This is a genomic window from Marinomonas mediterranea MMB-1, from assembly GCF_000192865.1.
GTDB lineage: Bacteria > Pseudomonadota > Gammaproteobacteria > Pseudomonadales > Marinomonadaceae > Marinomonas > Marinomonas mediterranea.
In genome coordinates this window covers 4,195,672-4,209,099 of sequence record NC_015276.1, presented here as the reverse complement: position 1 = coordinate 4,209,099, position 13,428 = coordinate 4,195,672, and the positions used below count along the sequence as shown (strand labels likewise).

Below are 13,428 nucleotides of genomic sequence, written 5' to 3'. Positions count from 1 at the left end.
ATTAAATATTGTTTTCTGTAGTAAAATAGCAACAATATGATGCATGTTTATGAATGGATTAGATAATGATTAGTAACAAAAATAACAATATATCAAGCCGAAGTATGGGTAGGGTCACCTTAGCTGACGTAGCTGAAAAAGCGGGTGTCAGCCCAATAACCGCCTCACGGGCATTAAAGAATCCTCAGCAAGTATCTGAAAAACTGAGAACTAAAATCTATGATGCGGTAAATGAGTTGGGCTATATTCCAAATCATGCGGCACGCTCATTAGCGTCTTCTGAAACAAAGATTATCTCTGTTATTTTTCCTTCTCTTTCTAATGCGGTATTTCCAGATGTATTAGATGGTATTCATGATACCTTAGCCCCCGCCGGATATCGGATCTTACTTGCTAATACCCACTATGAAACCGATCAAGAAGAAATTTTGGTAAGAACGTTACTTGAACAGAACCCGGATGGCATTATCGTGACGGGCATTGATCAGAACGAAAATACGCGCAAATTATTACTCGGCTCTAAAACTCCAGTGGTGCAAATCATGGAGTTAACCGACTTTCCTATTGATATGAACGTGGGTTTTTCACATTTTCAAGCTTCCTATGATTTAGTTCGACACTTACAGAACGCTGGGTACAAAAAGATAGGCTTTATCGGCGCACGCATGGATCCTCGATCTCAACGCCGCATGGAAGGCTACAAGCACGCTATGCAGGAAATAGGCATTAGCAATAATGACTATGTCTTAACGAACCAAAGTCACACGTCATTTAAACTTGGCGCGAAGCTCTTTAACCAGCTATTTACCCAATTCTCTGATTTAGAAGCGATTTGTTTTAGCAATGACGACCTTGCTGCTGGTGCTATGTTTGAATGCAGTAGAAAAGGCATTCGTGTTCCTGAAGACATCTCTATCGCGGGGTTTAATGATCTAGATTTTGCTGAAGAGTTAACGCCATCCTTAACAACTGTCTCTATTCCTCTTTATGAAATGGGCAAAAAAGCAGCGGAATACTTATTACATAAAATCGTTAATCGTACTAACCCTGATTCACTTCAATATGATGTGAGCTATAAGGTAGTTGAGCGAAAAAGTACCTATACTGACTTTTCTTAGTCAGATCAAAAGTTTTATCATTTATTTGACAGCGCTATCATTTGTGATAATCTTGCTTCGTGGTGTATTTGATAGCGCTACCAAGATGTCATTATTTATGTTCCAACAAAAATTAAAAAAGGAATAATCATGCTTTCATTCATATCAAAAAAGAACCTTGCAATACTGGCTATATCTACCGCTGTATTTTCAACATCTTCTGCCGTAAGCGCTGCAGATGCTAAATATAAATGGACTTTTCAAAGCGGGGCACAGGCTGGCGATAGCTTTTTCGCCATTCAACAAGAATGGGCAAAACGAGTCGGCGTTATGAGCCAAGGAGAGATCGATATTGATCTAGTTCCTGTTAACTCCGTCGTTGCTTATAACGAAACATTAGATGCAGTTGGTGTCGGTATTCTCCAAGGCCACATTGCAGACCCTTCTTATTTCAGCGGTAAAGATCCAGCCTTTGCGATGTTAGGTAACTTAGTTGGCGCTTGGAGTAGTCCATATCAAATGTTTGGCTTTATGGAATACGGTGGTGGTAAAGAGGTCTATAACCAATTAGTGAACCCTTACGGTTTACAATTCATAGGCGCTGCTTCTACAGGTGTTGAATCTTTTGTGTCTAAAACGCCTATCCGCAGTGTAGAAGATTTTAAAGGCATTAAAATGCGCGCCCCTGAAGGTATGGTGCAAGAAGTTTTTGCATCCATCAACGCTGCACCCGTTAACTTACCCGGCTCCGAAGTTTATACCGCTTTAGACAAAGGTGTTATTGACGCTGCTGACTACAGTGTTTTTTCAACAAACCAAGCTCAAGGCTTACATAAGTTCGCCAAATATCCGCTTTTCCCTGGTTTCCATTCGATGCCAACCCTAGCCGTATCTATGAACAAAAATATATGGGATGGTCTATCCCCGTCGTTAAAAGAAGTACTTTCTGTCTCCGTTCGCGAGTTCGGCTACGACATGGTTCAACGACTAGAAATGTTAGATAAACAAGCCGTTGTTGAAGCGAAGAAAGACTCCTCTATAGAAATCATCAATTGGCCTGAAGAAGAGCGTGCAAAATTTCGTGGTATCGCTCAGAAACAATGGAAAAAATGGGCGGAAAGATCGCCTATGGCGAAAGAAGTATACACTAAGGTATCTGCATACCTTGTGAGTCAAGACCTTCTAGCAAAATAATCGTTTTCTTGGGCAGGGACGGAAGTAATAAAAATAGTTTTTTATTTCGATAAGAAATGAGGAAACAACCTTTTATTGCTTTCCGTTTACTCTCCGATTTTCTCAGGATACCACGATGAATAATAACGAAAATCCCAATACCTCAGTAGAAGAAGTCTCTGCTGTTGCCTTAGATCATCTCAATGACATTCAGTTTAATAATGCATTGGATCGGTGGGTTGATAGGTTAGGTGGTTATGTTTCTTTCCTATTTCTGATCAGTGTAGGTATCAGCTTTTACGAAATCATCAGTCGTTATTTCTTTAATGCTCCAACGATTTGGGTACATGAATCAACCACTATGATATGTGCTCTATGTATGGCTTACGGCGGATCATACTGCTTAGCAAGAAATACACACATTAGTATCAAAATGCTGTATGACGCTGTTGGTGACCGCGGCAGGCACTGTTTAGATATAGTAAACGCTCTGCTCTCTGTTTTTTTCTGCTCTTTAATTGCTTATGCCGGTTACATCATGACACACAAGGCATTATTTACGCCGTCCGGCATGTTTCGCCTAGAAACATCAGGTTCTGCTTGGAACCCAGTTACACCAGCGGTTGTGAAAACAGGGCTCTTTGTCATTCTTCTTCTAATGACACTACAAAGCATTATTCGATTAATCCAAGCCATTAAAAAAGCGAGATAAGTATGTTTGAATTATCGCAAATGGGCATTGAAGCGGCATCTTATTTGATGATCGGTTCTATTCTGCTGTTACTCATTACTGGGCTTCCGCTTGCCTTCGTTACTGGTTTGGTTGCGCTTGTGTTTGCTCTGGGCTGGTTCGGACCAATGTCCATTCCATTGATAACGACACGTATATACAGTTTTGTAAATGAATATGTTCTCATATCCATTCCCATGTTCGTGTTAATGGCTTCCATTCTTGATCGATCTGGCATAGCCAAAGACTTATACAATACACTGCGTATGTTTGCAGGACGTTTACCAGGCGGTGTCGCTGTTCAAACATTGTTTGTTGCTATTTTCTTAGCCGCTATGTCTGGCATTATCGGCGGTGAAATCATTCTTTTAGGCTTGCTTGCTTTGCCGCAGATGTTGCGACTTGGTTATAACCAACGCCTCTCAATCGGTACTGTATGTGCTGGTGGTTCTTTAGGCACCATGGTGCCTCCAAGTATCGTTCTCATCATTTATGGCTTAACCGCGAACGTTTCAATCAGTGAGTTGTTTCTTGCATCCGTTATTCCCGCTTCTTTACTAGCATCCCTTTATATTGCCTACATTTTAATACGTTGCTTTTTGGACCCCAAAATGGGACCTCCAGCGCCTAAAGAAGAATTGGACGTTTCATTTGCAGAAAAAGCGGCCCAACTAAAAAGTATCATCTTGCCTGTATTAGTGGCTGTATGGGTTCTCGGTAGTATTTACGCGGGTATTGCTTCGGTTACTGAAGCCGCCTGTATGGGGGTTGTTGGTGTCATTATTTCTACGATTGTGCGCCGTGAGTTGAGCTTTGCAATGATGAAGGCCAGCTTGAAGCAAACTCTTAATACTTGCGGCATGATCATTTGGATTGGTATTGGAGCGAGCGCGTTGGTTGGTGTATACAATCTAATGGGTGGTAACCGCTTTATTCAATCCGTGATTTTAGGGCTAGATATTGCGCCTATTTTTATTGTGCTGATCATGATGGCTATCTTGGTTGTACTTGGTTTATTCATGGATTGGATTGGTATCGCTTTACTGACCATGCCTATTTTTGTTCCGATTATTGTGTCTCTAGGCTACAGCCCTATCTGGTTCGGCATTTTATTCTCCATGAATATGCAAATATCATACTTAAGCCCGCCTTTCGGCCCCGCCGCGTTTTATCTTAAAAGTGTGGCGCCACCGCATATTTCCCTAAAAGAAATTTTCCTTTCTTTATGGCCATTTATTTTATTGCAAATCTCCGCTCTTGGTCTGGTCATGGCCTTCCCTAGCATCGCACTTTGGTTACCGGGTCTTAATTAACGAACCCAGTCATACCCATATATTTAACTTTATAGGTAATTATTTATGTCTACTTCTACGTCCACTTTTTCTGTTATTGGCTTAGGTTCGATGGGAATGGGAGCCGCGAAATCGGCTGTTTCGGCTGGTTTAACAACCTATGGATTTGATCTAAACCCAGAAGCTATGCGCTCATTTAAAGAGCATGGAGGCCTTGCACCAGCAACCCTTTTAGAGGCGACAAAGGGCGCTGATGTGGTATTGCTTATGTTGGTTAATTCTAATCAATGTGATCAAGTATTGTTTGGAGCGCACGGTATTGCCGCCTCACTTAGGCCTAATACTGTGATTATCTTAGGTAGCACGACCTCAGCGAGCTATGCGAAAGCACTAAATGAAAAGCTTCAAGAAATGAATTTGCGAATGATTGATGCGCCTGTTAGTGGTGGCGCAGCAAAAGCCAATACTGGTGAACTGTCTATTATGGCATCTGGTCCAGAACAGGCGTTTGTAGACTGTGGGCCTCTATTTGATGCTATTTCTGCGAAATTATACCGAGTGAGCGATACTGTTGGAGGAGGCGCATCTGTGAAGATGATTAATCAGTTGCTGGCAGGTGTTCATATCGCTGCGGCGGCAGAAGCGATGGCATTAGGGGTAAAAGCAGGGCTAGCCCCTGAAATGCTCTATGAGATTATTTCAAACAGTGCAGGTTCTTCTTGGATGTTCCAAAACCGCGTACCAAAGATTTTATCAGGGGATTACAGCCCAAATAGCATGGTTGATATTTTCGTCAAAGACTTAGGTATCGTACTGGATGCAGGTAAGGAATTTAAATTTCCTTTGCCTATTTCCGCCAGCGCACATCAACAATTCTTGTCTGCTAGTGCAGCAGGTCATGGGTTAGAAGACGACTCTGCGGTAATAAAAGTCTACCCAGGCATCACCTTGCCAGAAGCTAAATCTAAATAAGGAGCAAGTCATGAGTGTTCTTTTAGGCTGTATTGCCGACGATTTTACAGGAGCAACGGATTTAGCCAGCTTTCTTGTTAAATCAGGTATGAGAACCGTTCAATTGATTGGCGTGCCAGATTCGCCTATTGATTTAACCGAGGCGGATGCGGTTGTCATCGCGTTGAAATCACGTACCTTGCCTGCTGACCAAGCAATACAGCAGTCTGTTGCTGCTCTCGAATGGCTTAAGCAATATCACTGCGAGCAGTACTACTTTAAATACTGCTCCACGTTTGATTCAACAGAGCGCGGCAATATTGGTCCAGTCACTGATGCCTTGCTTAATAATCTGGGTGAAAGTTTTACCGTCATTTGTCCATCTTTACCAGTAAATGGCCGCACCGTTTATAAAGGTCATTTGTTTGTAAATGATTCCCTGCTTAGTGAAAGTGGTATGCAACATCACCCGTTAACGCCTATGAAAGATGCCAATCTTATACGTGTGATGTCCTCTCAAGCCGAAGGCACAGTCGGACTCGTACCTTTTGACACCATTTCAAAAGGTACTCAGGCGATTGAGCAAGCCTATGAAAGATTGGCTGAAACTCACCGTTATGCCGTTGTTGATACGCTTTCAAATGATGACCTTTATGCCATAGGTAAAGCGAGCGCCAACCTCAAGCTACTAACAGGCGGTTCTGGTTTATCGGTTGGCTTAGCTAAAAATTTCGAAGACAAAGGCTTATTTAAAATCAGAGATAACTCCGCTGAGCTTAGTAAAGTAGCCGGAGATGCTATCGTTCTATCGGGTAGTTGCTCGGTTATGACGCAAAAACAGGTCGCTTGTTTTAAACAGAGCAATCAGTCGAAGAAAATCTCTCCTCTTGATATTGCTTCTGGCAAAACGACTCTTGAAGACTATTTGGCTTGGTTCGATGAGAACCGGAACACTGGCACATTGATGTTTTACGCTACCGATACTCCAGAGAATATTAAACGTATTCAATCCGTATTAGGCGTAGAAAAAGCCAGTCAAATCGTCGAAGAATTTATGGCAGGTCTAGTAACAGCACTTGATCAAAGAGGCGTCACAAAATTTGTGATTGCAGGCGGTGAAACTTCTGGCGCCGTCATCAAAGCGCTAAATCCGAGCATGTTAAAGATTGGTGCCAGCATTGCTCCCGGCGTGCCACTAGCGGAAATCTCTGGAGAGTTTGCAAAGTTAGTCGCGCTTAAATCGGGTAATTTTGGTAATGAAGAGTTCTTCAAGAAAGCGGTGGAGATGATGTCATGAGCAGTAAGGAAAATCAGCTTAGAGAGCAAATATGCCTAATGGCAAAATCCATGTTTGATCGAGGACTAACCTGTGGTTCGTCAGGCAATATTTCGGCTCGTACCGAAGATGGTGGCTTGCTCGTGACGCCAACAGGAAGTTGCTTTGGTAGGCTTGACCCCGCGACGCTAAGTCGCTTTGATCAACATGGAACCTTGATAGATGGGTTACAGCCAACCAAAGAAATGTCATTGCATGAAGCCTTTTACCACACACGTTCCAGCGCGAACGCTATTGTGCATTTACACGGTACTTGTTCTGTCGCTATGTCTATGATGCCTGACGTTAATGAAGATAACTTCTTACCACCGTTAACCCCTTACTCCATTATGAAGCTGGGCAAGGTTAAATTATTGCCTTACTTCATACCTGGAGACTCAAAAACGGGCGATGCTATTCGTGGCCTCGCGGGTAAGCGATCTGCTGTGATGTTGGCGAATCATGGTCCTGTCGTAGCTGGTAAAGACCTTGAAGCTGCGGTTTACGCTATTGAAGAACTAGAAGAAACCGCCAAATTGGCGATGATGATGCGTGGCTTTGACGCAAAAATGCTAAACGAAGCGCAGATACAGAAAATCATTAGTAAATTCAATGTGGAGTGGGATTGATGACAACATTTTCAGCAAACCTAGGTTTTTTGTGGAATGACAGACCCTTACCAGAAGCGATTAAGCTTGCTTATCAAGCAGGCTATTCCGCGGTCGAATGTCATTGGCCCTATCAATTTGATGCGAGTGAAGTAAAAGCCGCATTGGAGGAAACCGGTCTACAAATGCTAGGACTGAATACTGACCGTGGGAATCTCGCCAATGGTGAAAATGGCCTATCTGCGCTTCCAGGAAGGGAAGCCGAAGCTCGAGCCGCTATTGATCAATCTATTGATTATGCTATCAAAATTGAGGCGTTAAATATTCATGTAATGGCTGGCTTCAGTACAGGCGAAGAAGCAAAAAAGACCTTTATTAACAACCTGCTATACGCATCGGATAAAGCGAAGCCTCATAACATTAATATCTTGATCGAGCCGTTAAACCATTATGATGCGCCAAACTATTTTCTGCAAACATCAGAACAGGCTAAAGACATATTGCAGGAAATTGGACGAGATAATGTAAAACTGATGTTTGATTGTTATCACCTGCAAATTATGGAAGGTGATATTTGTCGGCGCTTAACGCAATTGTTGCCTATTATCGGTCATATTCAAATTGCATCAGTGCCTGATAGAAGCGAGCCTAATACTGGCGAGCTAAATTATGGCTACGTACTCTCGGAATTGGACAAACTCGGTTACTCTGCGCCAATTGGTGCAGAGTACAAGTCTAAAGCGGGTAAAGTAGATTCTAGCTGGTTAGACGACTACCGCTAAGAAATAGTAGGTTTGTTATTGTAAAAATCACTCTCTTTGCCCCGTAAGGGGCTTTTTTATATTCTTTCAAACCTTAGGAGATTTATTTGTCGCTTTTTTAAGCCAACGGACCTCCGAGAATGGTTTTTTTCAAACCGTCGATAATGCCTTCTCCAGATTCTACTTTTAACTCGTCATACCAAGCTAGGGTCTCAGACATGTCTTTACCATGGGTGACATCACAGCGTTTTCTTGCTTTCAAAACCAAATCTTTTACTCGAAAACGGCGCGCCGCTTCGTATTCTTTGAGTGCAGCCTCAATATCTTTAATTTTCGCGAAACATTGCCCTAAGACCACGGCGTCTTCGAGTGCAGAGCACCCTCCCTGACCTATATCGGGCGTAGTGCTGTGAGCGGAGTCCCCTAGTAAAGCAATTCTCCCTTTTACTAACTGATCGAACGGTTCGATGTCGTGAATTTCAATTCGATTGGTGGTGTCTGGATTAATGGCTTGAATCAGCGTTTGGACTGGGGACGCCCAACCTTCAAAATAGCCTGTTAAATCTTGTTTAACGGTGGTTCTGTCTTCATCAAGACCGAGCGGCAAAGGGACGTCGAAAAAGAAATAAAAACGATTGTTTGCAATGGGCATCACTGAAACCCGTTTACCTTCACCGACGAACATGGTCCATTGGTTCGGTGGGGCGATGTCGTCACTCACGTCTACAAGACCATTCCAATTGACATAGCCCGCATAGCGGCGTTCGACATCATGTCCAAGTACGTGTTTACGAGCCTTTGAATGTGTTCCATCCGCCGCGATGACAAAATCGCCGTGAGCGCTCGTACCGTCGGTAAAGTAAGCGGTAACACCGTTTGCATTTTGTTCGAGAGATTCAAGGCGTTTGCCAAATTGAATCGAGTCTTTCCCCCACCAGTCTATCATCTGCTCTTGTAGGTCTGCGCGCGAGACAGGACAAGGACGTTCGCCTACTGCTTCGACCAAAGGCGAAAGACTGAACTGTGTCATTAGGCTGTTGTTTATCCCATCTTTATACGCCACATAGTGCATGGGTCCACCTAAGCGGTCCATAATGCTGCCCATGCCGAGATGGTTCATACACTTTACGCCATTGGACCACACTGAAATGGCGGCGCCTACAGGCTTGATTGCTTTTACAGCTTCAAAAATTTCACATTCAATACCTTGCTGTTTTAGCGCGGCAGCAGCAGATACGCCGCCAATGCCTGCACCTATTACTAACGCTTTCATGTTGCGCACTCCTATCGAATTCGTTTTGCTATGAGTTCTAAGGGGCAAATTTCGTGCCTTAGGAGGCTTGCTTGATTGTTTTTTGTTGTGTAACAATGATTTTTATCAAATTTGACCAGTCGTTTAGGTTTTTTTGTGTTTTTTGATTTTATTGAATGGCTAGTTAGTCGGCACGTGAGGGTTTCTAAGATGTACTGAGAAATGCTTTTAAATGGTGCAATAGAGCGATGATGGGAAGCGTTTGGGGTTATGGTGGTGCGCTTCCCATTTTACGTTGTTGGTTAGCTTCCTCGATAGGTGCTATAGGAAAATGGCGAAACGAGCAACGGAACATGGTAGTGCGATTCGAGGTCGTTAATGCCAAACCGAATCACCACTACATCCAGAAAACGTGGTTCAGGCAACTCGACGCCTTTGTTGGCGTAGTACTCCCCGATGTCGAACTCAAGCTCATAGGTCCCGACCTCAAACGTCTGTTCCGTTAAGATCGGTGTATCGCAGCGCCCATCATAATTCGAGGTTGTATCTGTTATGAGTATTCGCTCGCTGCCTTCGCCAATTGCATACAAGCGTATGTTGACACTTTCCGCTGGAGTGCCGTTTGCAGTGTCTAAAATGTGTGTTGTGAGATAGCCCATAGAAAGTCCTAGGTCTTTTTGGCATACAGATGCCGTGCTTAATGTATTTGAGCAACTGAACAAGATTTATGCCATTGCAGAGTTTGCAGTGAGACATACACTAATAATAGCGAATAAATAAGAGGATGAAAGAAATGTTGAACGAAGTTCAGAAAGAGCGGTTAGACGGGTTATCCAACCTCAATAAAGAAGACTTTATTCTCTTGTTCGGTAGCGTGTATGAGCATTCTGATTGGGTAGCTGAAGCGTTGTATAACAAAACCGTCGAGTTTAACTCGGTGGAAACGTTAAAACATGAGATGAAACTTATTGTCGACAACAGTGACATGGAAACAAAGTTAGCTTTGCTTCGAGCGCACCCTGATCTTGCGGGTAAAGCGGCATTGGCTGGTGAACTAACAGACAGCTCAACCGAGGAGCAGGCGGGAGCGGGGTTGGATCAATGTACTGAAGCGGAGCTGGCGCATTTTTTGACGCTTAATAATAGTTATAAAGATAAGTTCGGTTTTCCATTTATCATGGCGGTCAAAGGAGCAACGAAGGCTCAAATTTTAGAGGGTTTTATCAGTCGAACACCAAACGATCGACAAACGGAGTTCGATACCGCTATTCAGGAAGTTCATAAAATCGCAGGATTTAGGCTCGACGCGTTATCGGTCGCTGTTTAGTCTTGCCTGTTGATTAAAATCATATGGTGAAAATCATGAGGTTGATATGCTGCCTTTATAAGACACACTGATCGAAATCAGTGGACATATGCTCAGCTTCCTTAATACTTAAGGTGTGTGTTTTTTAAACGGCAAAGGAGAATGGGATGGCAACAGTACTGTGTTATGGCGACTCGCTTACATGGGGAACTGTACCGAATGGCGGACGTTATATGAAGCCGCTTCGTTGGACCAGTATCCTTGAAGAGCTTTTGGGCAATGATCATCAGGTTATTAACTATGGCCTTCCGGGTCGAACCACTATATGGGAGGACCCATTTCGAGACGGTCGCAATGGTGTTTCATACATTCAAGCCGCATTGGAAACCTTTGGACCGGTTGATGTATTGGTGCTTATGCTGGGGACAAATGACCTTAAGCGGCATTTTAATGTGGGTGCCTTTGAAGCCGCCAAAGGCGTTGAGAAGATCATTGAAAGAGTGAGAATGCCAAACAGTCAGGACTTCCCATCACCAAGCATTATCGTTGTCGCGCCGCCTAATATTACTGAGCCAACAGGGGATATGGCCGAGACCTTTTCCGGAGCGGTCGAGAAATCTCAGTATTTTCATCAGCACTATCAGAACATGGCAATGCGCAACGACTGCCTGTTTCTAAATGCTGCTGGTGTACTTCAAGCGAGTACTGCTGATGGAGTTCATTTGGATACGAATGGCAACGAAGCGCTGGCAAAAGCGTTAGTTCCGTTTATAGAGAAACTGCTGGGGTGACGAAACCGCACGATTGATTACGTATTACGGGTCTGAGTGAGTGTCGTATTTTAAATGGGTTGTGACTTTTTATGAGACAGCAGTAGTCCGCTGATCATGCGCTTTAGGTCTACTAATGTGCGTGCCGCGCGTTGGTTATTTTGGTTGACGATCACCAGATAGCTAGCGTGCGTGACTTCTAGGTAGAGGCGAGCGATTCGACCTCTTTCGTCTTCAGGTTGTTTAAACCCCAGTCGTTGGAAAAAATCGGCCATGTAGCGAATCACTAAGTTATCATGACGTTCATCCAATTCCTTTAATTCTGGAATAGAAAACATGGCTTGAACCAATACAAGAATGGCTTTCTGGCTACGATAGGTGTGTAGATTTAAGTCGATGGCTTTTTCAATGAACTCATCTAACGACATGTCTTCAATTGCCCATGTGTTCATGGATTCTAGTACTGCTTCAATGCTTTCTAACCAGACTTCGCCCATCGAGAATAAAATAGCCTGTTTGTTGGGAAAGTAGTGGTAAAGCGAACCGACAGAGATACCAAGCTCCTTGGCGATCATGGCCGTTGTGAGGTCGTTGACGCCGACATGCTCAAGTAATTCGCCCGTGATATCCAGTATTTGTTGGGTTCGTTTAATCGAGCGAGATTGAACGGGACGACTTCGTTTGGCCACTTCTTGTAATGGTTTTTGTTGAGAAGGTAATTGACTCATTATTATTTTTTTCTCCATATTGAGCAGTCAATGAACGAGGTTTGGTCGCATCTAAAAGGGCAGTTTGTCTCTTAGTGAATAATAAAACATGCCAGCAGCTAACCCCGGCCAGCGTAAAAGTGTGCCACCAGGGAAGTCTCGCATCGGCAGCTTTTCAAAGACATCCACGCCTTCTAATGAGCCCTGAACGGCATTGGCAAACAATGAACCTGCGTACGTCGCCAATGCGACGCCATGGCCAGAATACCCTTGCGCCACAAAGATATTATCCGCTTGGCGAGCAATATGAGGCATACGATTTAGCGTGATGGCTAACGTGCCACCCCAACTGTAATCAATGGTGTAGCGATCCAATTCAGGGTAAATCTTAATCATATGCTTTTTGACAAAACTCGCAATGTCGTTTGGAAATTTCGAGGTGTAGTTTTCCCCACCACCCCAAAGCATTCGATTGTCTTGAGACAGGCGGAAATAATTTACAACAAAGTTAGAGTCAGCGACGGCATAGCGATTTGGATTAATACTTTCTGTCAATGAACGGGGTAACGGCTCTGTGGCAATAATAAAATTATTGATTGGCATAATTTTACGCGCGGCTTTGGTATTGAGTTTGCCGAGATAACCATTGCAAGCAAACAGTAAATACTTGCAAGTTACTGTGCCGTTTTCCGTTCTTACTCGCGGAGATTGCCCTTCTGTGTAGTCAATGACACGGGCGCTTTCATATATTTCAGCGCCCAGTTTATGGGCAGCATTTGCCATACCAAGAGCGAAGTTGAGTGGATGTATATGAGCGCCGGTTTTATAAAGCTCCCCACCAAAAAAGTGTTCGGTGCCTAATGCTTCGGAAACTTGCTGCGGTGTTAGGTAGTCGACTTGATCGAAATTCAACGTGGAGTGCGCGTATTCTACGGATTCTTTTAGTTCGTCATCGTGTTTATGCTTCGAGGCGACATGTAAGACGCCAGAGCTTAGATCACAGTCGATGTGGTGTTTTTCAATGAGATTCTTTACTAACTCAACGGAGTCGACAGAGGCCTGCCACAGTGCATCTGCGTGGTGCCTTCCAACTGCTTCGGTTAGCTCCTCATGATCCATATTATGGCCCTGACAGAGCTGCCCGCCATTTCGGCCAGACGCGCCCCAACCGATTTTGTTCGCTTCAAGTAAGCAAACCTTAAAGCCAGCCTCGGCAAGGTGCAATGCGGCCGATGTTCCGGTAAAGCCGCCGCCAACAATACAGATATCTGTTTCCAGTTCACCTTTTAATTGTGGATAATCGCGCATCATTTTTGCGGTTGCCGCGTAGTAAGATGCTTGATGAGGAAGAGGGGCTTTATTTGTTCGCACTGCTAAGTTCCTGTTTGTTTCGGCCAAATACGCTTAATCGAGTATTTTTTACGTCATGCGCGTTGATTTTTTAATCAAACTGAAATATGTTTAAA

Annotated in this window: 14 protein-coding genes; 10 read left to right on the top strand and 4 right to left on the bottom strand. The window is 43.7% G+C overall.

The genetic code is table 11. The features are described 5' to 3' along the window. Positions 1–65 precede the first annotated feature (65 nt). From MARME_RS19180 to MARME_RS19145, 8 genes are all read left to right on the top strand, one after another. The gene (locus MARME_RS19180) at positions 66–1,118 is read left to right on the top strand and encodes an HTH-type transcriptional regulator GntR (RefSeq protein WP_013662926.1); all 1,053 of its coding nucleotides are present in this window, start codon (positions 66–68) and stop codon (positions 1,116–1,118) included. A 129-nt stretch (positions 1,119–1,247) separates the two neighbouring features. Next, positions 1,248–2,291, top strand: coding sequence for a TRAP transporter substrate-binding protein (locus tag MARME_RS19175; protein WP_013662925.1), 1,044 nt, complete (start codon positions 1,248–1,250; stop codon positions 2,289–2,291). 115 nt (positions 2,292–2,406) lie between these two features. Continuing rightward, positions 2,407–2,982, top strand: a complete 576-nt coding sequence (locus MARME_RS19170; protein ID WP_013662924.1) for a TRAP transporter small permease subunit — start codon at positions 2,407–2,409, stop codon at positions 2,980–2,982. Positions 2,983–3,002: 20 nt separating this feature from the next. Further along, the gene (locus MARME_RS19165; protein ID WP_041648985.1) at positions 3,003–4,313 is read left to right on the top strand and encodes a TRAP transporter large permease; all 1,311 of its coding nucleotides are present in this window, start codon (positions 3,003–3,005) and stop codon (positions 4,311–4,313) included. Between the two features lie 45 nt (positions 4,314–4,358). Then, positions 4,359–5,264, top strand: a complete 906-nt coding sequence (ltnD, locus tag MARME_RS19160; protein WP_013662922.1) for an L-threonate dehydrogenase — start codon at positions 4,359–4,361, stop codon at positions 5,262–5,264. 10 nt (positions 5,265–5,274) lie between these two features. Further along, complete coding sequence (otnK, locus tag MARME_RS19155; RefSeq protein ID WP_013662921.1) at positions 5,275–6,540, top strand: 3-oxo-tetronate kinase; 1,266 nt, start codon at positions 5,275–5,277, stop codon at positions 6,538–6,540. Beyond that, a complete protein-coding gene (gene otnC / locus MARME_RS19150; protein WP_013662920.1) occupies positions 6,537–7,187 on the top strand; it encodes a 3-oxo-tetronate 4-phosphate decarboxylase in 651 nt (216 codons plus the stop codon). The genes otnK and otnC overlap by 4 nt, the downstream gene beginning before the upstream one ends. Then, positions 7,187–7,948 carry a hydroxypyruvate isomerase family protein gene (locus MARME_RS19145; protein WP_013662919.1) on the top strand — a complete coding sequence of 254 codons (762 nt, stop codon included), beginning with the start codon at positions 7,187–7,189 and terminating at the stop codon, positions 7,946–7,948. The genes otnC and MARME_RS19145 overlap by 1 nt, the downstream gene beginning before the upstream one ends. Positions 7,949–8,045: 97 nt before the next feature. Here MARME_RS19145 and hpxO read toward each other — a convergent pair whose 3' ends face one another. Both hpxO and uraH read right to left on the bottom strand, forming a co-directional pair. Further along, positions 8,046–9,200 carry an FAD-dependent urate hydroxylase HpxO gene (gene hpxO / locus MARME_RS19140; RefSeq protein ID WP_013662918.1) on the bottom strand — a complete coding sequence of 385 codons (1,155 nt, stop codon included), beginning with the start codon at positions 9,198–9,200 and terminating at the stop codon, positions 8,046–8,048. A gap of 281 nt (positions 9,201–9,481) precedes the next feature. Further along, positions 9,482–9,838, bottom strand: a complete 357-nt coding sequence (uraH, locus tag MARME_RS19135) for a hydroxyisourate hydrolase (RefSeq protein ID WP_013662917.1) — start codon at positions 9,836–9,838, stop codon at positions 9,482–9,484. A gap of 134 nt (positions 9,839–9,972) precedes the next feature. Between uraH and uraD the strand changes: the two genes are divergently transcribed. Both uraD and MARME_RS19125 read left to right on the top strand, forming a co-directional pair. Next, positions 9,973–10,506: a 2-oxo-4-hydroxy-4-carboxy-5-ureidoimidazoline decarboxylase gene (gene uraD / locus MARME_RS19130; RefSeq protein WP_013662916.1), complete on the top strand. Its 534-nt coding sequence runs from the start codon at positions 9,973–9,975 to the stop codon at positions 10,504–10,506. 146 nt (positions 10,507–10,652) lie between these two features. Continuing rightward, the gene (locus MARME_RS19125; protein ID WP_013662915.1) at positions 10,653–11,276 is read left to right on the top strand and encodes an SGNH/GDSL hydrolase family protein; all 624 of its coding nucleotides are present in this window, start codon (positions 10,653–10,655) and stop codon (positions 11,274–11,276) included. Positions 11,277–11,326: 50 nt separating this feature from the next. Here MARME_RS19125 and MARME_RS19120 read toward each other — a convergent pair whose 3' ends face one another. Together MARME_RS19120 and MARME_RS19115 are read right to left on the bottom strand one after the other, a co-directional pair. Further along, the gene (locus MARME_RS19120) at positions 11,327–11,983 is read right to left on the bottom strand and encodes a TetR/AcrR family transcriptional regulator (protein ID WP_013662914.1); all 657 of its coding nucleotides are present in this window, start codon (positions 11,981–11,983) and stop codon (positions 11,327–11,329) included. 51 nt (positions 11,984–12,034) lie between these two features. Beyond that, positions 12,035–13,333 (bottom strand): NAD(P)/FAD-dependent oxidoreductase, encoded by a 1,299-nt coding sequence (locus MARME_RS19115; RefSeq protein ID WP_013662913.1) that lies wholly within the window; start codon positions 13,331–13,333, stop codon positions 12,035–12,037. Between the last annotated feature and the right edge of the window lie 95 nt (positions 13,334–13,428).

Excerpts from the sequence above, each read along its gene's own strand:
- MARME_RS19170 (WP_013662924.1), top strand. The coding sequence starts at position 2,407 with ATGAATAATAACGAAAATCCCAATACCTCAGTAGAAGAAGTCTCTGCT.
- uraD (WP_013662916.1), top strand. The coding sequence starts at position 9,973 with ATGTTGAACGAAGTTCAGAAAGAGCGGTTAGACGGGTTATCCAACCTC.
- MARME_RS19125 (WP_013662915.1), top strand. The coding sequence starts at position 10,653 with ATGGCAACAGTACTGTGTTATGGCGACTCGCTTACATGGGGAACTGTA.
- uraH (WP_013662917.1), bottom strand. The coding sequence starts at position 9,838 with ATGGGCTATCTCACAACACACATTTTAGACACTGCAAACGGCACTCCA.
- otnK (WP_013662921.1), top strand. The coding sequence starts at position 5,275 with ATGAGTGTTCTTTTAGGCTGTATTGCCGACGATTTTACAGGAGCAACG.
- MARME_RS19120 (WP_013662914.1), bottom strand. The coding sequence starts at position 11,983 with ATGAGTCAATTACCTTCTCAACAAAAACCATTACAAGAAGTGGCCAAA.
- MARME_RS19180 (WP_013662926.1), top strand. The coding sequence starts at position 66 with ATGATTAGTAACAAAAATAACAATATATCAAGCCGAAGTATGGGTAGG.
- otnC (WP_013662920.1), top strand. The coding sequence starts at position 6,537 with ATGAGCAGTAAGGAAAATCAGCTTAGAGAGCAAATATGCCTAATGGCA.
- ltnD (WP_013662922.1), top strand. The coding sequence starts at position 4,359 with ATGTCTACTTCTACGTCCACTTTTTCTGTTATTGGCTTAGGTTCGATG.
- MARME_RS19165 (WP_041648985.1), top strand. The coding sequence starts at position 3,003 with ATGGGCATTGAAGCGGCATCTTATTTGATGATCGGTTCTATTCTGCTG.
- hpxO (WP_013662918.1), bottom strand. The coding sequence starts at position 9,200 with ATGAAAGCGTTAGTAATAGGTGCAGGCATTGGCGGCGTATCTGCTGCT.
- MARME_RS19175 (WP_013662925.1), top strand. The coding sequence starts at position 1,248 with ATGCTTTCATTCATATCAAAAAAGAACCTTGCAATACTGGCTATATCT.
- MARME_RS19145 (WP_013662919.1), top strand. The coding sequence starts at position 7,187 with ATGACAACATTTTCAGCAAACCTAGGTTTTTTGTGGAATGACAGACCC.